Annotated in this window: 14 protein-coding genes and 1 pseudogene; 6 read left to right on the top strand and 9 right to left on the bottom strand. The window is 72.0% G+C overall.

The annotated features are described in order from the left end of the window. The first annotated feature begins 16 nt into the window (after positions 1 to 16). Entirely contained in the window at positions 17 to 1,384 is a 1,368-nt protein-coding gene (locus ACFIF2_RS35000) for an L-serine ammonia-lyase (RefSeq protein ID WP_395577327.1), read from the top strand. 52 nt (positions 1,385 to 1,436) lie between these two features. On the opposite strand, the gene ACFIF2_RS34995 is transcribed toward ACFIF2_RS35000, so the two are convergent. Next, a complete protein-coding gene (locus ACFIF2_RS34995) occupies positions 1,437 to 2,171 on the bottom strand; it encodes a D-Ala-D-Ala carboxypeptidase family metallohydrolase (RefSeq protein ID WP_395577326.1) in 735 nt (244 codons plus the stop codon). A 177-nt stretch (positions 2,172 to 2,348) separates the two neighbouring features. Here ACFIF2_RS34995 and ACFIF2_RS34990 point away from each other — a divergent pair, with 177 nt between their 5' ends. Beyond that, positions 2,349 to 2,906, top strand: a complete 558-nt coding sequence (locus ACFIF2_RS34990) for a glycoside hydrolase family 25 protein (RefSeq protein ID WP_395577325.1) — start codon at positions 2,349 to 2,351, stop codon at positions 2,904 to 2,906. Positions 2,907 to 2,926: 20 nt separating this feature from the next. Here the strand turns inward: ACFIF2_RS34990 and ACFIF2_RS34985 are convergent. The 3 genes and pseudogenes from ACFIF2_RS34985 to ACFIF2_RS34975 all read right to left on the bottom strand — a co-directional run. Beyond that, positions 2,927 to 3,616: pseudogene (locus ACFIF2_RS34985) on the bottom strand (NADPH-dependent F420 reductase); the annotation flags it as partial. 134 nt (positions 3,617 to 3,750) lie between these two features. Further along, positions 3,751 to 3,963, bottom strand: a complete 213-nt coding sequence (locus ACFIF2_RS34980) for an EF-hand domain-containing protein (protein WP_395577328.1) — start codon at positions 3,961 to 3,963, stop codon at positions 3,751 to 3,753. A 55-nt stretch (positions 3,964 to 4,018) separates the two neighbouring features. Further along, positions 4,019 to 4,933: a MerR family transcriptional regulator gene (locus ACFIF2_RS34975; RefSeq protein WP_395577324.1), complete on the bottom strand. Its 915-nt coding sequence runs from the start codon at positions 4,931 to 4,933 to the stop codon at positions 4,019 to 4,021. Between the two features lie 48 nt (positions 4,934 to 4,981). On the opposite strand from ACFIF2_RS34975, the gene ACFIF2_RS34970 reads away from it, so the two are divergent. Then, on the top strand, positions 4,982 to 5,620 hold the full coding sequence (locus ACFIF2_RS34970; RefSeq protein ID WP_395577323.1) for a GNAT family N-acetyltransferase: 639 nt from the start codon (positions 4,982 to 4,984) through the stop codon (positions 5,618 to 5,620). Positions 5,621 to 5,645: 25 nt separating this feature from the next. Here ACFIF2_RS34970 and ACFIF2_RS34965 read toward each other — a convergent pair whose 3' ends face one another. The 5 genes from ACFIF2_RS34965 to ACFIF2_RS34945 form a co-directional block, all read right to left on the bottom strand. Further along, positions 5,646 to 6,257, bottom strand: coding sequence for an ADP-ribosyltransferase (locus ACFIF2_RS34965; protein ID WP_395577322.1), 612 nt, complete (start codon positions 6,255 to 6,257; stop codon positions 5,646 to 5,648). A gap of 97 nt (positions 6,258 to 6,354) precedes the next feature. Then, positions 6,355 to 6,858, bottom strand: a complete 504-nt coding sequence (locus ACFIF2_RS34960; protein WP_395577321.1) for an ATP-binding protein — start codon at positions 6,856 to 6,858, stop codon at positions 6,355 to 6,357. 274 nt (positions 6,859 to 7,132) lie between these two features. After that, positions 7,133 to 7,900: an enoyl-CoA hydratase/isomerase family protein gene (locus tag ACFIF2_RS34955; protein WP_395577320.1), complete on the bottom strand. Its 768-nt coding sequence runs from the start codon at positions 7,898 to 7,900 to the stop codon at positions 7,133 to 7,135. Between the two features lie 96 nt (positions 7,901 to 7,996). After that, positions 7,997 to 9,253 (bottom strand): Ig-like domain-containing protein, encoded by a 1,257-nt coding sequence (locus ACFIF2_RS34950; protein ID WP_395577319.1) that lies wholly within the window; start codon positions 9,251 to 9,253, stop codon positions 7,997 to 7,999. A gap of 154 nt (positions 9,254 to 9,407) precedes the next feature. Beyond that, complete coding sequence (locus tag ACFIF2_RS34945; protein ID WP_395577318.1) at positions 9,408 to 10,646, bottom strand: Ig-like domain-containing protein; 1,239 nt, start codon at positions 10,644 to 10,646, stop codon at positions 9,408 to 9,410. Between the two features lie 169 nt (positions 10,647 to 10,815). On the opposite strand from ACFIF2_RS34945, the gene glgX reads away from it, so the two are divergent. From glgX to ACFIF2_RS34930, 3 genes are all read left to right on the top strand, one after another. Further along, on the top strand, positions 10,816 to 13,077 hold the full coding sequence (glgX, locus tag ACFIF2_RS34940; RefSeq protein WP_395577317.1) for a glycogen debranching protein GlgX: 2,262 nt from the start codon (positions 10,816 to 10,818) through the stop codon (positions 13,075 to 13,077). Positions 13,078 to 13,223: 146 nt separating this feature from the next. Continuing rightward, positions 13,224 to 13,319 carry a putative leader peptide gene (locus ACFIF2_RS34935; RefSeq protein ID WP_395577316.1) on the top strand — a complete coding sequence of 32 codons (96 nt, stop codon included), beginning with the start codon at positions 13,224 to 13,226 and terminating at the stop codon, positions 13,317 to 13,319. A gap of 51 nt (positions 13,320 to 13,370) precedes the next feature. Next, positions 13,371 to 14,768: a sulfatase-like hydrolase/transferase gene (locus ACFIF2_RS34930; RefSeq protein WP_395577315.1), complete on the top strand. Its 1,398-nt coding sequence runs from the start codon at positions 13,371 to 13,373 to the stop codon at positions 14,766 to 14,768. Positions 14,769 to 14,779 lie beyond the last annotated feature (11 nt).

The raw sequence follows: 14,779 nt of genomic DNA, 5'->3' as shown, positions 1-14,779 counted from the left end.
GTTCTGAGGAGTCCCCGTGGCCATCTCGGTCTTCGACCTGTTCTCGATCGGCATCGGCCCTTCGAGCTCCCACACGGTCGGCCCGATGCGCGCGGCCCGCATGTTCGCCCGCCGCCTGCGGGGCGAGGAGCTGCTCGGCTCCGTCGCCTCGGTCCGGGCCGAGCTGTACGGCTCGCTCGGCGCCACCGGCCACGGCCACGGAACCCCCAAGGCGGTGCTGCTCGGCCTGGAGGGCGACTCACCGCGCACGGTGGACGTGGAGAAGGCCGACGACCGCGTCGAGACGATCAGGACCTCGGGCCGCCTCCGCCTGCTCGGCGAGCACGAGATCGCCTTCTCCTACGACGACGACCTGGTCCTGCACCGCCGCAAGGCCCTCCCCTACCACGCCAACGGCATGACCCTGTGGGCGTACGACGCCGAGGGCACCGAGGTGCTGACCAAGACGTACTACTCGGTCGGCGGCGGCTTCGTCGTCGACGAGGACGCGGTGGGCGCCGACCGCATCGTGCTCGACGACACGGTGCTGAAGTACCCCTTCCGCACCGGCGACGAGCTGCTGCGCCTGGCCCGGGAGACGGGCCTGTCCATCTCCGCCCTGATGCTGGAGAACGAGCGGGCCTGGCGCGACGAGGACGAGATCCGCGAGGGCCTGCTGGAGATCTGGCGCGTCATGCGGGCCTGCGTGGACCGCGGCATGTCCCGCGAGGGCATCCTGCCGGGCGGCCTGAAGGTCCGCCGCCGCGCCGCCAACACCGCGCGCAAGCTGCGCTCCGAGGGCGACCCGCTGGCCCTGTCCATGGAGTGGATCACCCTCTACGCGATGGCCGTGAACGAGGAGAACGCGGCCGGCGGCCGGGTCGTCACCGCCCCCACCAACGGCGCGGCGGGCATCATCCCGGCGGTCCTGCACTACTACATGAACTTCGTGCCCGGCGCCGACGAGGACGGCGTGGTCCGCTTCCTGCTCGCGGCCGGCGCGATCGGCATGCTCTTCAAGGAGAACGCCTCCATCTCCGGCGCCGAGGTCGGCTGCCAGGGCGAGGTCGGCTCCGCCTGCTCGATGGCGGCCGGCGCGCTGGCCGAGGTGATGGGCGGCACGCCGGAGCAGGTCGAGAACGCCGCCGAGATCGGCATGGAGCACAACCTCGGCCTGACCTGCGACCCCGTCGGCGGCCTCGTCCAGATCCCGTGCATCGAGCGCAACGGCATGGCCGCGGTCAAGGCGGTCACGGCGGCGCGGATGGCGCTGCGGGGCGACGGCTCCCACAAGGTGTCCCTCGACAAGGTCATCAAGACCATGAAGGACACCGGCGCGGACATGTCGGTCAAGTACAAGGAGACGGCCCGGGGCGGGCTGGCGGTCAACATCATCGAGTGCTGACCACCGGCCCGCCCCCCGCCTCCGCGGTCCGTCCGCGGCCGCTCCCGGCGGCTCAGATGCCGCAGGTGGGCGCCGACCAGTACGGCGACGGGTCGAAGGCCACGTGGGTGTGGTCGTTGTGGCCGGGGTAGCCCGGGCCGAGGATCTCCGAGAAGCCGTGCGTCCTGGACTGCTGGGCGAGCCGGCACAGCGAGGGCGAGCCGACGAGGTCGGCGGCGTCGCCGTAGAGGTGGCGGCTGGTCGCGGAGCCGCCGACCGCGTTGTTGCAGGCGTGGGAGCGGAAGCCGCTGGAGATGGTGATCGGGACGTCGCCGAGGGCGTGCCGCATCGCCTCCAGCTTCCACATGGTCTTCAGCGCGTTCGACTTGGCGGTGGCGGCGGAGACCGCGCCGCCGGACCAGTCGGAGTTGCACTTGTTCAGCTCGGCGTAGGTGAAGTGGACCGGCGTGCAGTCCGCGTCCTGGAGGGCGTAGATCTTGCTGAAGGTCGCGGGGCCGGCGACGCCGTCCGCGCCCAGTCCGTACGCGGCCTGGAACTTCTTGACGGCGGCGGCGGTCCGCGCGCCGTACTGGCCGTCGTAGGAGAGGCGCTCGCCCGAGGTCACCCAGCCGGCGACCCGGATCTGGAGCTGGGTCACGTCGCTCCCGGAGGCGCCCTGGGAGAGCGTGCGGTTCCAGGTGTAGCAGGAGTCGGCGTGCGCGGCGCCGGCGGTGGCGCCCACACCGACTACCGCGCCAGCCATGAGCATGACAAATGAGAGAAGCAGACGTGACACGCGTCTGAACATCCCGGCCTCCCGACCGTTGAGTCGACCACCACTGGAGCCCAGCGTGGGGCAACCCGCTACGCGCGTCAATGGCGCCCCCGCGAAGGGGAGTCGACGTTTCCGCGTCCGGCGGGGATACCCGTGTCCTGGTGGGGAACAATCAACTCCCGTTCCCCCACGGCCCCTCAGGGAGGCCCCATGCTGCGCGGCATCGACGTCAGCGCGTACCAGTCCTCCGCCTACGGCACCGACGGCCTCTCCTTCGTCTTCGTCAAGGCGACCGAGGGCCGTTCCTACGTCAACCCGAAGCTCGCCGCCCAGACGAAACGGGCCCGCGACGCCGGACTCGTCGTCGGCTTCTACCACTTCCTGTGGCCGGGCAACCTCACCGCGCAGGCCGAGTACTTCGTCTCCAAGGCACCCGACAGAAAGGGTGACATCCTCGCCGTCGACTGGGAGACGACCGGCGAGGGCACCCACGCGAGCAACGCGGAGAAGGACAGCTTCATCAGGAAGGTGAAGGCGCTGCGCCCGGACAACCGGGTCGTCCTCTACTGCAACCGCAACTTCTGGCTCAACGTCGACACCACCTCGTACGCGGGAGACGGTCTCTGGATCGCCGACTACGTGTCGGCGGGCAAGCCCCGCATCCAGGCCAGGTGGCGCTTCCACCAGTACACCGACGACCCGGTCGACACCAACGTGGCGGACTTCGCGAGCCGGGCCGCGCTGAAGGAGTGGGCGCAGAGCGCCTAGTCGCCTCTGGTGCGGCCTGGTCAGCCCTTGAACGCCGCCTTGCGTTCCGAAGACGCCTCCGCCAGGGCCTTCGTGACCGCCTCGACGCCCTCGCGCAGGCCGTACACGGGGGTGTCGGGCTGCTGGCGCCAGGACTCGTCGATGCCCCCGGCGTCGACGGTGTCGAAGCCCAGCTCGTCGATCAGGGCCCGGACCTTGTCCTTGGCCGCCTCGTCGTCGCCGGCGACGGGCAGCGCCATGCGGTCGGGGGCGCCGGCCGGACGGTGGCGGTCCAGGATGTCCTGGGCGTAGGTGCCGTTGAAGGCCTTGATCACGGGGTGGCCGAGGTGGCGTTCGACCCAGCGGCTCTCGGTGAGGCCCTCGTCCTCGATGGCGGCGATGCGCCCGTCGCGCTGCTGCGGGTAGTAGTTGTTCGTGTCGATGACCGCCACGCCGTCGGCCGCCCCGTCGAGGACGCCGGCCGGGAGGCCGGGGACCGCCTTCAGCGGGATGGTGACGACCACGACCTCGGCGCCGCGCGCCGCCTCCCCGACCGCCACCGGGGTGGCGCCGGTCTCCTCGGCGAGCGCGGTGAGCGTGTGCGGCCCGCGGGAGTTGGCGACGGAGACGTCGTGCCCGAGGGCGGTCAGCCGCCGGGTGAGGTTGCCGCCGATGTTGCCCGCGCCGATGATGCCGATCTTCATGATCCTGACTCGCCTGGCCCTTCGGAGGTGGTGTCGTGCGGAGCCTCGCGGCTCACGCCGGTGATGAGCACCAACCGCCGTACGGGACGGGCTATTCCTCCGGGCACGGACGGACCGAGGGCGCCCGACCGGTGACCGGACGGGCGCCCCTCACGGCGTCGTCACTTGTCCAGGTGCGCCCGGAACTCGTCGAACGACAGCAGCTTGTCGCCGTCGAGGTCACGGCCCGCGATGATCGCCTCGGCCACCGACTCGGTGACGTTCCAGTCGCCGCCCTGGGCCAGCGCGCTCTTGAACTCGGCCGCGGTGATGAAGCCGTCACCGTCCGTGTCGATCCGGTCGAACTGCTTGCGTGCTTCCTCGATGTCCGCCACCGATCCGCCCCTCATCTCGTGCATGGGTCATTCCGACCTTCTGACGCAGGTCAGATTAGCTGCCCGTGCGGGCACCCAGTGCGGCGACCACCCACCCGAACTCCTCCTCGCAGGCGGACGGCGGCTCCACGCCGTTCACGATCGCGGAGAGCTCCCGATAGCGGACGAGGCGCGGGTTCGTCACCGCCGTGAGCCGCTCCCGCACGACGGCCGGGTCGGCGTCGCCGATCAGCTCACGCAGGATGCCGGCGGCCGGTGGCGAGTCCGGCGCGACGCCTTCCCTCAGGGCATCGCCCGCGAGCCGCACCAGACGGCTCACGAACCACAGGGAGGAGCCGGACGGGACGCCCGGCCCCCGGTCGGCCGCGTTGGACTCGATCATCCTGCGCATCGTCGCCCGGAACTGAGGGTCCTGGATCAGTTCGGCCAGCTCCACCCAGGCGTCCACCTGTTCGGAGGTGGGGTCGTCGGGCAGGTCGGCCGCGGCGAAGCGCAGGCGGGTGCGGATGTCGGGGTCCGCGGTGCCGACGCCCTCGAAGACCTCCGCCATGAAGTCCTCGATGATCCGCCGCCGTTCGGCGGTGGACAGTCGCGCCAGTCTGTTCATCAGGGTCATCTCCTCGGCGGTCGAGCCGCGTCGTGCCACGGTCGACAGCACCGCGCGGGTCACCCGCAGCGAGCCGATCTGCGCGTCCAGGGCGGCGACGTGCGCCGCCGCGACCTGGGCGAGGGTGGTCTCGCCGGCCAGGACGCGGCGTACGGCGTCCAGGCCGAGACCCAGTTCGCGCAGGGTGCGGATCAGCTCCAGGCGGGCGACGGACGCGGCGTCGTAGAGCCGGTAGCCGCCCGCGGAGCGGGTCACCGGGGGCAGGGCGCCCTCGTCGGACCAGAAGCGGATGGTGCGCACCGTGAGTCCGGTGGCGCGCGCCAGTTCGCCGATGGTCATGAGACCGGTGCCGTCTTCGATCATGTCTGCGAGTCTGGCCCTTCCAGTGGGTGGAGACTCAAGGAGCGCGGTGTGGCGGAGAGCCTGCGGGAGATTCTGGACGCGGCGGCGCGGGGTGTCTTCCCGCCGGCGGACGGCGGCACCACCGTGGTGCCGCAGCACGGCGTCCGGGACGCCGGGGTGATCGCGTTCACGGCGCACTCGGTGGTGTTCACGGACGAGGACCCTCGGTGGGTGCGCGAGACGCTGGACGGGCTCGGCTGCGACCCTCTCGCCGCGACGATGCACGCCCGTTTCCTGGCCGCCTTCATGGAGCGCACGGGCCGGACGACCGACACGATCGACGTGCTGCTGACCGGCGCCCCGCTGCCGGGCCGGCCGGGGCTCGCGCTGACGGAGGTCGCCGATCCCGGGCATCCCCGGGTGGTGTCGGCCCGGCGGCGCCGCGACGAGGTGCGGGTGTGGGCGGCGGACGGCGGGGTGCTGGTGCTGGGCCGGGGGGTCGCGGGGCGGCTGGAGGCCGCCGTGGAGGTGGCGGAGGGGGTACGGCACCGGGGGCTGGGCCGGCTCCTGGTGACGGCGGCGCGGCAGCTGGCCGGGGGCGAGCCGGTGTGGGCCCAGGTGTCGGCGGGGAACGCCCGCAGTCTGCGGGCGTTCCAGGCGGCGGGTTACCGGCCGGTGGGCTCGGAGGCGCTGTTCCTGCGCCCCTGAGCCGGAGCCGTCAGTGCCAGGACCGTCAGTGCCAGGGCTTGTAGTGCGGGTTGCTCTCGCACTCGCTCATGATCTCGGTCTTGGTTTGCTTGTCGACCGGGCAGACCCCGATGACGTACTGCCGCTGGATGCCGCCGGGGAAGGCGACCTCGACCTGGTCGGCCCACTTGTGGGTGTCGCCGATGGTCTTGTTGACGTCGATGCCGCCGGGGGCGTCGATGTAGTAGTTGTAGCCGGACTTGTACCAGGTCTTGTAGAGGTCGTGGTCGTAGGTCGTCGAGACGTACGGCGAGGGCTGGTTGACCAGGACGTACTTCTCGACGTCGTACTGGCCGTCGACGACGTCCTTGGCGTGGAAGCCCTGCTCGAAGATGACCTGCGGGGAGCGGCTGTCACTGCGGTAGAGGGTGCCGCAGGTCGTGCGCCAGACCGGCTCGGGGGTGATGCGGTCGACGTCGACGCCGGGGTCGGCGGCGGCCTTGAGCTTGTCGTCGAACTGGGGGCAGGCGGGGGCGGCCTTGGCGGGGGCCGTCGCCGGGGCCGCCGTCTCGGGGAGGGTGGCGGCCGAGGTGGCGAGGACGGCGGAGAGGGACAGGACGGCGGCGGCGGTGCGGCGCCGCAGGCGAGTGATGATCATGCGAGTACGATCGCGGCCGCGCGGCGGTCGTCGGCGGATCTTCACCCGTAGGCGGCGTGTCCGCCGAACGGGGTTGCCCGCGGGGGCGGATGGGCCCTCAGCGGTCCACGACCCGGATCTCGAACCAGGTCGTCTTGCCGCGGGGCAGCAGATCGACGCCCCAGCGGTCGGACAGCTTGTCGACGAGGAACAGGCCCCGCCCGCTGATGTCCGTCTCCTGCACCGGCATCAGACACGGCAGTCCCCGGGAGGGGTCGCGGACCTCGACCCGGATCCAGCCGGGGCGGCGCCGCATGTGGAGGCCGAAGACGCGGGCGCCGGTGTGGCGTACGGCGTTGCCCACCAGCTCGGAGACGAGCAGGACGGTGTCCTCGGTGACCTTGGGGCCCAGTTGCCACTGGCGCAGGGAGACGACCTGGGCGAGCCGGCGTGCGGTGGCGGCGGACTCGGGGCGGGACGGTAACGGGACCTCGCGCTCCGTGGGGTTGCCGAACAACTCGAACGCCTCGAGCGCGCGTTCGTCCTCGACCGCCGGCGACCAGCGCGCCGCGGTCGCCCGTCCGGCTCCCCGCGGCTGTTCCGTACCTCCCAGCCCCGCCATGCCCCCATCATGGCCGCCCCCGGAGGGCTCCGGGGGCGTTCCGGGGGAATACGCCCCCGTGGTACCGCGGCCCCTGGGCCGTCGATCGGCATATGCCAAAGGCAGTTCGGAGCCGGAAACAGCCCCTCTGACCTGCGCGGACGGCTCGGCGCGAGACAAGCGGCGGACTCCCTCGACAAGACGCGCTTAATGGTGCGTTAAGGCTGCCATAAACCGCCCCATCGAGGGACCCGGAATCAGACACCGCGTCAACTGCGCACCCGCGTCGCCGCTTTCAGAGGAACTTCGCCTTCCCGGGACCTTCCTCGACGAAGCTGCGCATGCCGCGTTCGCGGTCCTCGGTGGCGAACAGCCCCGCGAACCAGTTGCGTTCGACGGCGAGGCCGGTCTCGATGTCCGTCTCCAGACCCGTGTCGATCGCCTCCTTGGCCGCGCGCAGGGCGATGGCGGGGCCCTTCGCGAGCCGCGCCGCCCAGGCGTGCGCCTGCTCGTACACCTCGGCGGCCGGCACCACCCGGTCCACCAGGCCGATCGCCAGCGCCTCGTCGGCCTTCACCTGGCGGCCGGTGAAGATGAGGTCCTTGGCCTTGGAGGGTCCGACCAGCCGGGACAGCCGCTGGGTGCCGCCCGCGCCGGGGATCAGGCCGAGCAGGATCTCGGGCTGGCCCAGCTTGGCGTTCTCCCCGGCGATGCGGAAGTCGGCGCAGAGCGCCAGTTCGCAGCCGCCGCCCAGCGCGTACCCGGTCACCGCCGCGACCACCGGCTTGGGGATGCGGGCCACCGCCGTGAAGGAGTCCTGGAGGGCGCGGGAGCGCGCGATCATCGCCGCGTGGTCCATCACCTGCATCTCCTTGATGTCCGCGCCCGCCGCGAACACCTTCTCGCCGCCGTAGACCACGACGGCGCGTACGTCCTCGCGGCGCGTGGCCTCCTCGGCGAGTTCCTTGAGCCGGTCCTGCGTGGCGACGTCCAGCGCGTTCATGGGCGGGCGGTCCAGGCGCAGCGTGCCGACGCCGTCCGCGACTTCCAGTTCTACGGTCATGCCCAGCAGGTTAACGGGGACTAACGGGAACGGCCCCGGTGCCGTACCTCACATCGAGGGGCACCGGGGCCGATCGCCGCACGGCCGGCCGAAGGCTCAGGCCTTCCACTTCTCCCAGGACATGTTCCAGCCGTTGAGGCCGTTGTCGGGGGCGATGGTTGCGTCGTTCGAGTTCTTCACCACGACCACGTCGCCGATGAGCGAGTTCTCGAAGAACCAGGCGGCCGGGGCCTTCTCGTCCCAGCCGCCGCGCACGTCGCGCAGGCCGATGCAGCCGTGGCTGGCGTTGCGGTTGCCGAAGGCGTCGCCGCCCCAGTAGTTGCCGTGGATGAAGGTGCCGGAGGTGGACAGGCGCATGGCGTGCGGGACGTCCTTGATGTCGTACTCGCCGCCGTAGCCGACCGTCTCGCCGTTCATGCGGGTCACGGGGAGCCGCTCGGTGATGACCATCTGGCCGTTCCAGGTCTCGTAGCCGGGCGCGCCGGTGGTGACCGGGATGGTCTTGATCGTCTTGCCGTCGCGCACGACCTTCATGGTGAGCTTCTTGGCGTCGACGACGGAGACCTGGCTGCGGCCGACGGTGAAGGAGACGGTCTTGGCCTGCTCGCCGTAGACGCCGTCGCGGCCCTCGACGCCGTCGAGGTTGAGGTCGACGGTGACCTTGGTGCCGGGCTTCCAGTACTTCTCCGGGCGGAAGTCGATGCGGTCGTTGCCGAACCAGTGGCCCGCGACCTCGACGGCCGGCTCGGTCTTGACACGGATGGCCTTCTCGACGTCCTCGGGGTGGGTGATGCCCCGGGTGAAGCGGATCGAGAACGGCATGCCGACGCCGACCTTCGAGCCGTCCTCGGGGGTGAAGTGGCCCATGAAGGTGTTCTTCGGCGTCAGGGTGGTGAAGCGGGAGTCCTCGGCGGCCGTGCGGCCCTCGGAGTCCTTGGCGACCGCGTGCACGGTGTAGGTGGTGGCGGCGGCCAGGTGGGTGGACGGCGTCCAGGTGGCGCCGTCCCCGGATATCTTCCCGTCGACCTTCGCGCCCTCGGCGTCCTTGACGACGACCTCGGTGAGCTTGCCCTTGGTGGCGCCCACCTTCAGCGCGCCGCTGGTGTCGACCGCCTCGGCCCCGTCCTTCGGGGCGATGCTGACGACGGCCTCGGACTGCTTGCTCCCGGCGGCGGTGGAGTCCTTGGCGTTCTTGCCGCCGTCGTCCCCGGCGCCCGCGCCGGACCCCCCGCCGCACGCGGTGACCGTCAGCAGCACGCCCAGTGCCAGCGCCGACAGCGCCCTGCCGCGTCCCTTGCCGCCCCGCCCCCGGCTGCCGGCCGGCGACGCCCCCGATATCGGACGCACGTTCAACTTGTCTCCCCTCGCCGGGCCTGGTCGGGCCCGCGCCCCAGTGCGGCCGCGCGCGCACCGGCGCATCGTAACCGCAGGCCAGGGGCTCAGGGGACTGGGTAAATGTCACCGTTCCGTACCGAGTTGGCGCGAGGGGGCCGGAACCGGGCCGGCCTCACTTCACCGCGCTGCCCGCCTTCCACTCCTTCCAGTTCATGTTCCAGCCACCGAGGCCGTTGTCGGCGGCGACCGTCCTGTCCTTGCTGTGGACCACCTCGACGACGTCGCCGATGAGGCTGCGGTCGAAGAACCAGCCCGCCGGGGTGTCGGCACCGCCGCCCTTGACGTCGCGCAGTCCGACGCAGCCGTGGCTGACGTTGGCGCGGCCGAAGGTGTCGGCGGGCGCCCAGTAGTTGCCGTGCAGGAAGGTGCCGGAGGTGGTCAGGCGGATGGCGTGCGGGACGTCGGGGATGTCGTACTCGCCGCCGAAGCCGACCGTGCGGCTGTTCATGCGGGTGACGTCGAGCATCTCGGTGATGACCATCTTGCCGTTGTAGGTGGGGGTCTTCGGCGCACCCGCCGTGATCGGCACGGTCGTCAGCAGCGTGCCGTCCCGGCGCACCTCCATGGTCCGCTCGGCCGCGTCGACGCGCGAGACCTGGCTGCGGCCGACGGTGAAGGTGATCTTCTTGTGCTGGAGGCCGTACACCCCCGGCGCGCCCTCGACGTCGCGCAGCCTCAGGTCGACGGTGACCTCGGTGCCGGGCTTCCAGTACTTCTCGGGGCGGAAGTCCAGGCGGTCCTTGCCGAACCAGTGGGGGCGGACCTCGGTGGCGGGCTTCGCGGTCACGGTGACGGCGCGTTCGACGGCGGCGCGGTCGGCGATCTCCCGGCTGAACTCCAGCGAGACGATCATGCCGGTGCCGACGACCGAGCGGTTCTCGGGGGCGACGTACCCGATGAACCGCTCGTCGGGGACGTAGGTCGTGAAGGTGGCGTGCCGGGCGGAGCGGCGCCCGTGGCCGTCGAGGGCGACGGCGTCGACGGTGTACTTGGCGGCCAGTGCCAGCCGCTCGTCGTCCGGTTCCCAGCGCAGTCCGTCCTCGGAGATCCGGCCGGGCACCGGGGTCCGGTGCGCGTCCTGCGACTTGACGACGCGCACCGATTCCAGGCGCCCGCCGGGCACCCGGACCGACAGCTTCTTCTCCGGCCTCACGGCCTCGCTGCCGTCGTCCGGGGTGATGCGGATGACGTCCTCGGCGGCGGGGGGCTTGCCGAACACCCCGCCGATGCCGCTGCCGATGCCGTCGCCGTCCGAAGTGCATCCGGCGGCCCCGGCCAGCAGTCCTGCCCATGTCAGTACGGCGGCCAGAGCGGCCCCCGCGCGCCGTGCGCGCCCATGTACGTGCCTCACATCCACCCGTAACGACCGGTCCGCCCTGGGGAAACGTGAGTGCGAGCCATGCGGTGGGCAGAACAGTGGGGAGGACGACGCGACGGGGTGCGGCGGTCGGGACACCGCACGCCCTTTTCCCGTCTCCGGTCCCTGGCACGTCGTTCCACGAGCCGCAGGAGGCTGACAGGTGTCCAGCGCAGCCGAGCAGGAGGCGGTGGCCGGGAAACAGGCCGCCGAGGACGGGCACCCCGCCGTCGTGGTCAACGGTGCGCGGCGTGCCGCGCCGCCGACCGCCGTGCCGGCCTGGCCGGGTACGCCGGTGCCGCTGGGCGCCCGGTTCCGGACCGGCCCGGACGGGGTGGCGGGGACGAACTTCGCGCTGTGGGCGGGCGGGGCGGAGGCGGTGGAGCTGTGCGTCTTCGACGAGCGGGGCCCCGGGGGCACGGAGACCCGGGTGCGGCTGACCGAGCTGACCCACGAGATCTGGCACGGCTTCGTGCCGGGCGTGCGGCCCGGCACGCGGTACGGCTACCGGGTGCACGGCCGCTGGGACCCGTGGACCGGCGCCCGCTGGAATCCGGCGAAGCTGCTGCTCGACCCGTACGCCCGCGCGGTGGACGGCGACTTCCTCCTGCCGCCCGAGGTGTACGGGCACGTGCGGGACTGGCCGGAGCAGCACGTGGCGGACACGGTGCGCGACGACCGGGACTCGGCGCCGTACGTCCCCAAGGGCGTCGTGGTCCATGACGACGACGACTGGGCGGACGACCGGCGGCCGAAGACGCCGTGGGCGGACTCGGTCATCTACGAGCTGCACGTGCGCGGCTTCACCAAGCTGCACCCCGGCATCCCCGAGGAGCTGCGCGGCACGTACGCGGGGCTCGCGCATCCGGCGGCGGTCGAGCACCTGGTGAAGCTGGGCGTGACGGCGGTGGAGCTGCTGCCGGTGCACCAGTTCGCGCACGAGAGCCACCTGCTCGACCGGGGCCTGAGGAACTACTGGGGCTACAACTCGATCGGCTACTTCGCCCCGCACGCCGCCTACGCCGCCTCCGGCACCCGGGGCGAGCAGGTGGGCGAGTTCAAGCGGATGGTGCGCGCGCTGCACGCGGCCGGTATCGAGGTGATCCTCGACGTGGTCTACAACCACACGGCGGAGGCCGGCGAGCTGGGCCCGACGCTCTCTCTGAAGGGCATCGACAACCACGGCTACTACCGTCTCCAGCCGGACGCGCGCCGGTACGCCGACTACACCGGCTGCGGCAACACCCTGCACGTCGTCCAGCCGCACGTGCTGCGCCTGATCACCGACTCGCTGCGGTACTGGGTGACGGAGATGGGCGTGGACGGCTTCCGCTTCGACCTGGCGGCGGCGCTGGCGCGCTCGATGCACGACGTCGACATGCTCTCCCCCTTCCTCGCGGTGATCGCGCAGGACCCGGTGCTGCGGCGGGTGAAGCTGATCGCCGAGCCGTGGGACGTCGGCTCGGGCGGCTACCAGGTGGGCGCGTTCCCGCCGCTGTGGACGGAGTGGAACGACCGGTACCGCGACGCCGTGCGGGACTTCTGGCGGCACGCGCTGCCGGACGTGCGGGAGATGGGCTACCGGTTGTCGGGCTCCAGTGACCTGTACGCGTGGGGCGGGCGGCGGCCGTACGCGTCGGTCAACTTCGTCACCGCGCACGACGGCTTCACCCTGCGCGACCTGGTCTCCTACGAGCGCAAGCACAACGAGGCCAACGGCGAGGGCAACCGGGACGGCACGGACGACAACCGGTCCTGGAACTGCGGGGTGGAGGGGGAGACGGACGACGAGGCCGTGCAGGCGCTGCGGCGGCGCCAGCTGCGGAACCTGCTGACCACGCTGCTGCTGTCGACGGGCGTGCCGATGCTGGTGGCGGGCGACGAGCTGGGCCGTACGCAGGGCGGCAGCAACAACGCCTACTGCCAGGACAACGAGATCAGCTGGGTGGACTGGAGCCTGCTGGACGACCCCCGGTGGCGGCCCCTGTTCGAGCTGACCTCCCGGCTGATCGCGCTGCGGCACGCGCACCCGGTGCTGCGCCGGCGGGCCTTCTTCTCCGGCCGCGCGCACTCCGCGGACGGCCTGCGCGACCTGGCGTGGTTCACCGCGCGGGGCACGGAGATGACGGAGCGGGACTGGTACGCCCCCGCCGCCACCCTGGGCATGTACCTCTCCGGGCGGGACATACCGGGCCGCGACGAGCGCGGCGAGGCGATCACCGACGACAGCTTCCTGGCCGTCCTGCACGCGGGTGGGGAACCGGTCGCCTTCGCGCTGCCGGGGCCGCCGTGGGCGCGGCGGTACGAGGTGGTCGTCGACACCGGCCGTGAGGACCAGGCCGACGCCCCGGGCGGTACGCACCCGGCGGGCACGCAGATCACGGTGCCGGCGCGGTCGGTGCTGCTGCTGCGGGTGGCCGACTGAGCGTGCGTTCCGGGCCGTCGGCTGAGCGTTCGTTCCGGGCCGTCGGCCGAGCTTTCGTTTCGGCTGGTTGCGGCGCGTTTCGGCTCCGTGAACGCGGCGGCGATCTTCTTGACCGGCGAACGGCCCGGCTGGCAGCGTCCCCGGTCATGAGGCCCTCCGCTGCCCGCCGGTGCGTGGGCGTCGCACTCGTGGTGCGACGCCACGTCGACCTGTGCCGGCAGTCCAGCGCCGTCTGTCGCTGACCGCGCGCGCTCTCCTTCTCTTCCTTCCTCTCTCGACTCCAGGGATCACGCATGCCCGAAATATCCCGTCGCGGCTTCGCCGGTCTGGTCGGCGGCGGCGCGGTGACCGCCGTCGCCGGTACGGCCACGGCCACGGCCGCCGGGGCCGCCGAGCGCCCGTTCCGGGCCCGTCCCGCCGGCCGGCCCGGCAGACGGCCCAACTTCCTCTTCATCATCGCGGACGACCTCGGCTGGGCCGACCTGTCCTCGTACGGCTCTCCGCACATCAGGACCCCGCACCTGGACCGGCTCGCCGCCCAGGGTGTGCGGTTCACCGACGCCTACGCGGGGTCGGCCACCTGCTCCCCCACCCGGTTCAGCCTCTACACCGGCCGCTACCCGGGCCGTACGAAGGGCGGGCTGGCCGAGCCCATCGCCAGCAGGACCCAGGGCCTGGACCCGAGCCACCCGACCCTCGCCTCCCTGCTGAGGAAGGCCGGTTACGACACCGCCCTGATCGGCAAGTGGCACTGCGGCTGGCTGCCCGACCACAGCCCCACCAAGTCGGGCTGGGACGAGTTCTTCGGCAATTTCGGCGGTGCCCTGGAGTACTTCTCCAAGCTCGGCCAGGACGGCTCGTACGACCTGTACGAGGGCGACGCCACCTACCAGGACCTGCGCTACTACACCACCGTGCTCACCGAGCGGGCCGTCGACCACGTCAGCCGCCGGCGCTCGCGGCCGTGGCTGCTCAACCTGAACTTCACCACTCCGCACTGGCCCTGGATCGCCGAGGGCGACGAGGAGGAGGCCGCACGGCTCGCCGCCCGGGTCCGCGGCGGCGACGTGATGGGCGGGCTGCGGCACGACGACGGCGGCTCGGTGGAGAAGTACAAGGAGATGGTGGAGAGCCTGGACACGGCCGTCGGCAAGGTGCTCGCCGCGCTGCGCCGCTCCGGCCAGGAGGACGACACCGTCGTCGTGTTCTCCAGCGACAACGGCGGCGAGCGGTTCTCCTACCAGTGGCCGCTCAGCGGCGAGAAGGCGTCCCTGCTGGAGGGCGGCATCCGCGTGCCCACCCTGGTGCGCTGGCCGGCCCGGCTCGACGGGCGCCAGGTCAGCCATGAGCCGGTGTACTCACCGGACTGGACGGCGACGCTGCTGGAGCTGGGCGGCGCCCGCCCCGACCCGGCGTACCCGCTGGACGGCCACAGCCTGGCCGGCTATCTCCTGCGCGGCGAGGACGTGCCCGAGCGCGACCTGTTCTGGCGGGTGCGGGGCAACCGGGCGCTGCGCCGCGGCGACTGGAAGTACTACCGGGACGCGAACGGCGGGGACCACCTGTACGACCTCGGCACCGACGTCCGCGAGCAGGCCGACCTCGCCGCCGCCCGGCCCGGGCTGCTGGCCGAACTGCGGGCGGCCTGGGAGAAGGTGGACGCCGGACTGCTGCCCTACCCGGCCCGCTGAGGCAGGCCGCG

Source organism: Streptomyces sp. BK79, from assembly GCF_044142145.1.
Classification (GTDB): domain Bacteria; phylum Actinomycetota; class Actinomycetes; order Streptomycetales; family Streptomycetaceae; genus Streptomyces.
This window is presented reverse-complemented; position numbering and strand designations above follow the sequence as displayed.

Excerpts from the sequence above, each read along its gene's own strand:
- ACFIF2_RS34935 (WP_395577316.1), top strand. The coding sequence starts at position 13,224 with ATGAGGCCCTCCGCTGCCCGCCGGTGCGTGGGCGTCGCACTCGTGGTG.
- ACFIF2_RS34990 (WP_395577325.1), top strand. The coding sequence starts at position 2,349 with ATGCTGCGCGGCATCGACGTCAGCGCGTACCAGTCCTCCGCCTACGGC.
- ACFIF2_RS34955 (WP_395577320.1), bottom strand. The coding sequence starts at position 7,900 with ATGACCGTAGAACTGGAAGTCGCGGACGGCGTCGGCACGCTGCGCCTG.
- ACFIF2_RS34930 (WP_395577315.1), top strand. The coding sequence starts at position 13,371 with ATGCCCGAAATATCCCGTCGCGGCTTCGCCGGTCTGGTCGGCGGCGGC.
- ACFIF2_RS34995 (WP_395577326.1), bottom strand. The coding sequence starts at position 2,171 with ATGTTCAGACGCGTGTCACGTCTGCTTCTCTCATTTGTCATGCTCATG.
- ACFIF2_RS34965 (WP_395577322.1), bottom strand. The coding sequence starts at position 6,257 with ATGATCATCACTCGCCTGCGGCGCCGCACCGCCGCCGCCGTCCTGTCC.
- ACFIF2_RS34975 (WP_395577324.1), bottom strand. The coding sequence starts at position 4,933 with ATGATCGAAGACGGCACCGGTCTCATGACCATCGGCGAACTGGCGCGC.
- ACFIF2_RS34960 (WP_395577321.1), bottom strand. The coding sequence starts at position 6,858 with ATGGCGGGGCTGGGAGGTACGGAACAGCCGCGGGGAGCCGGACGGGCG.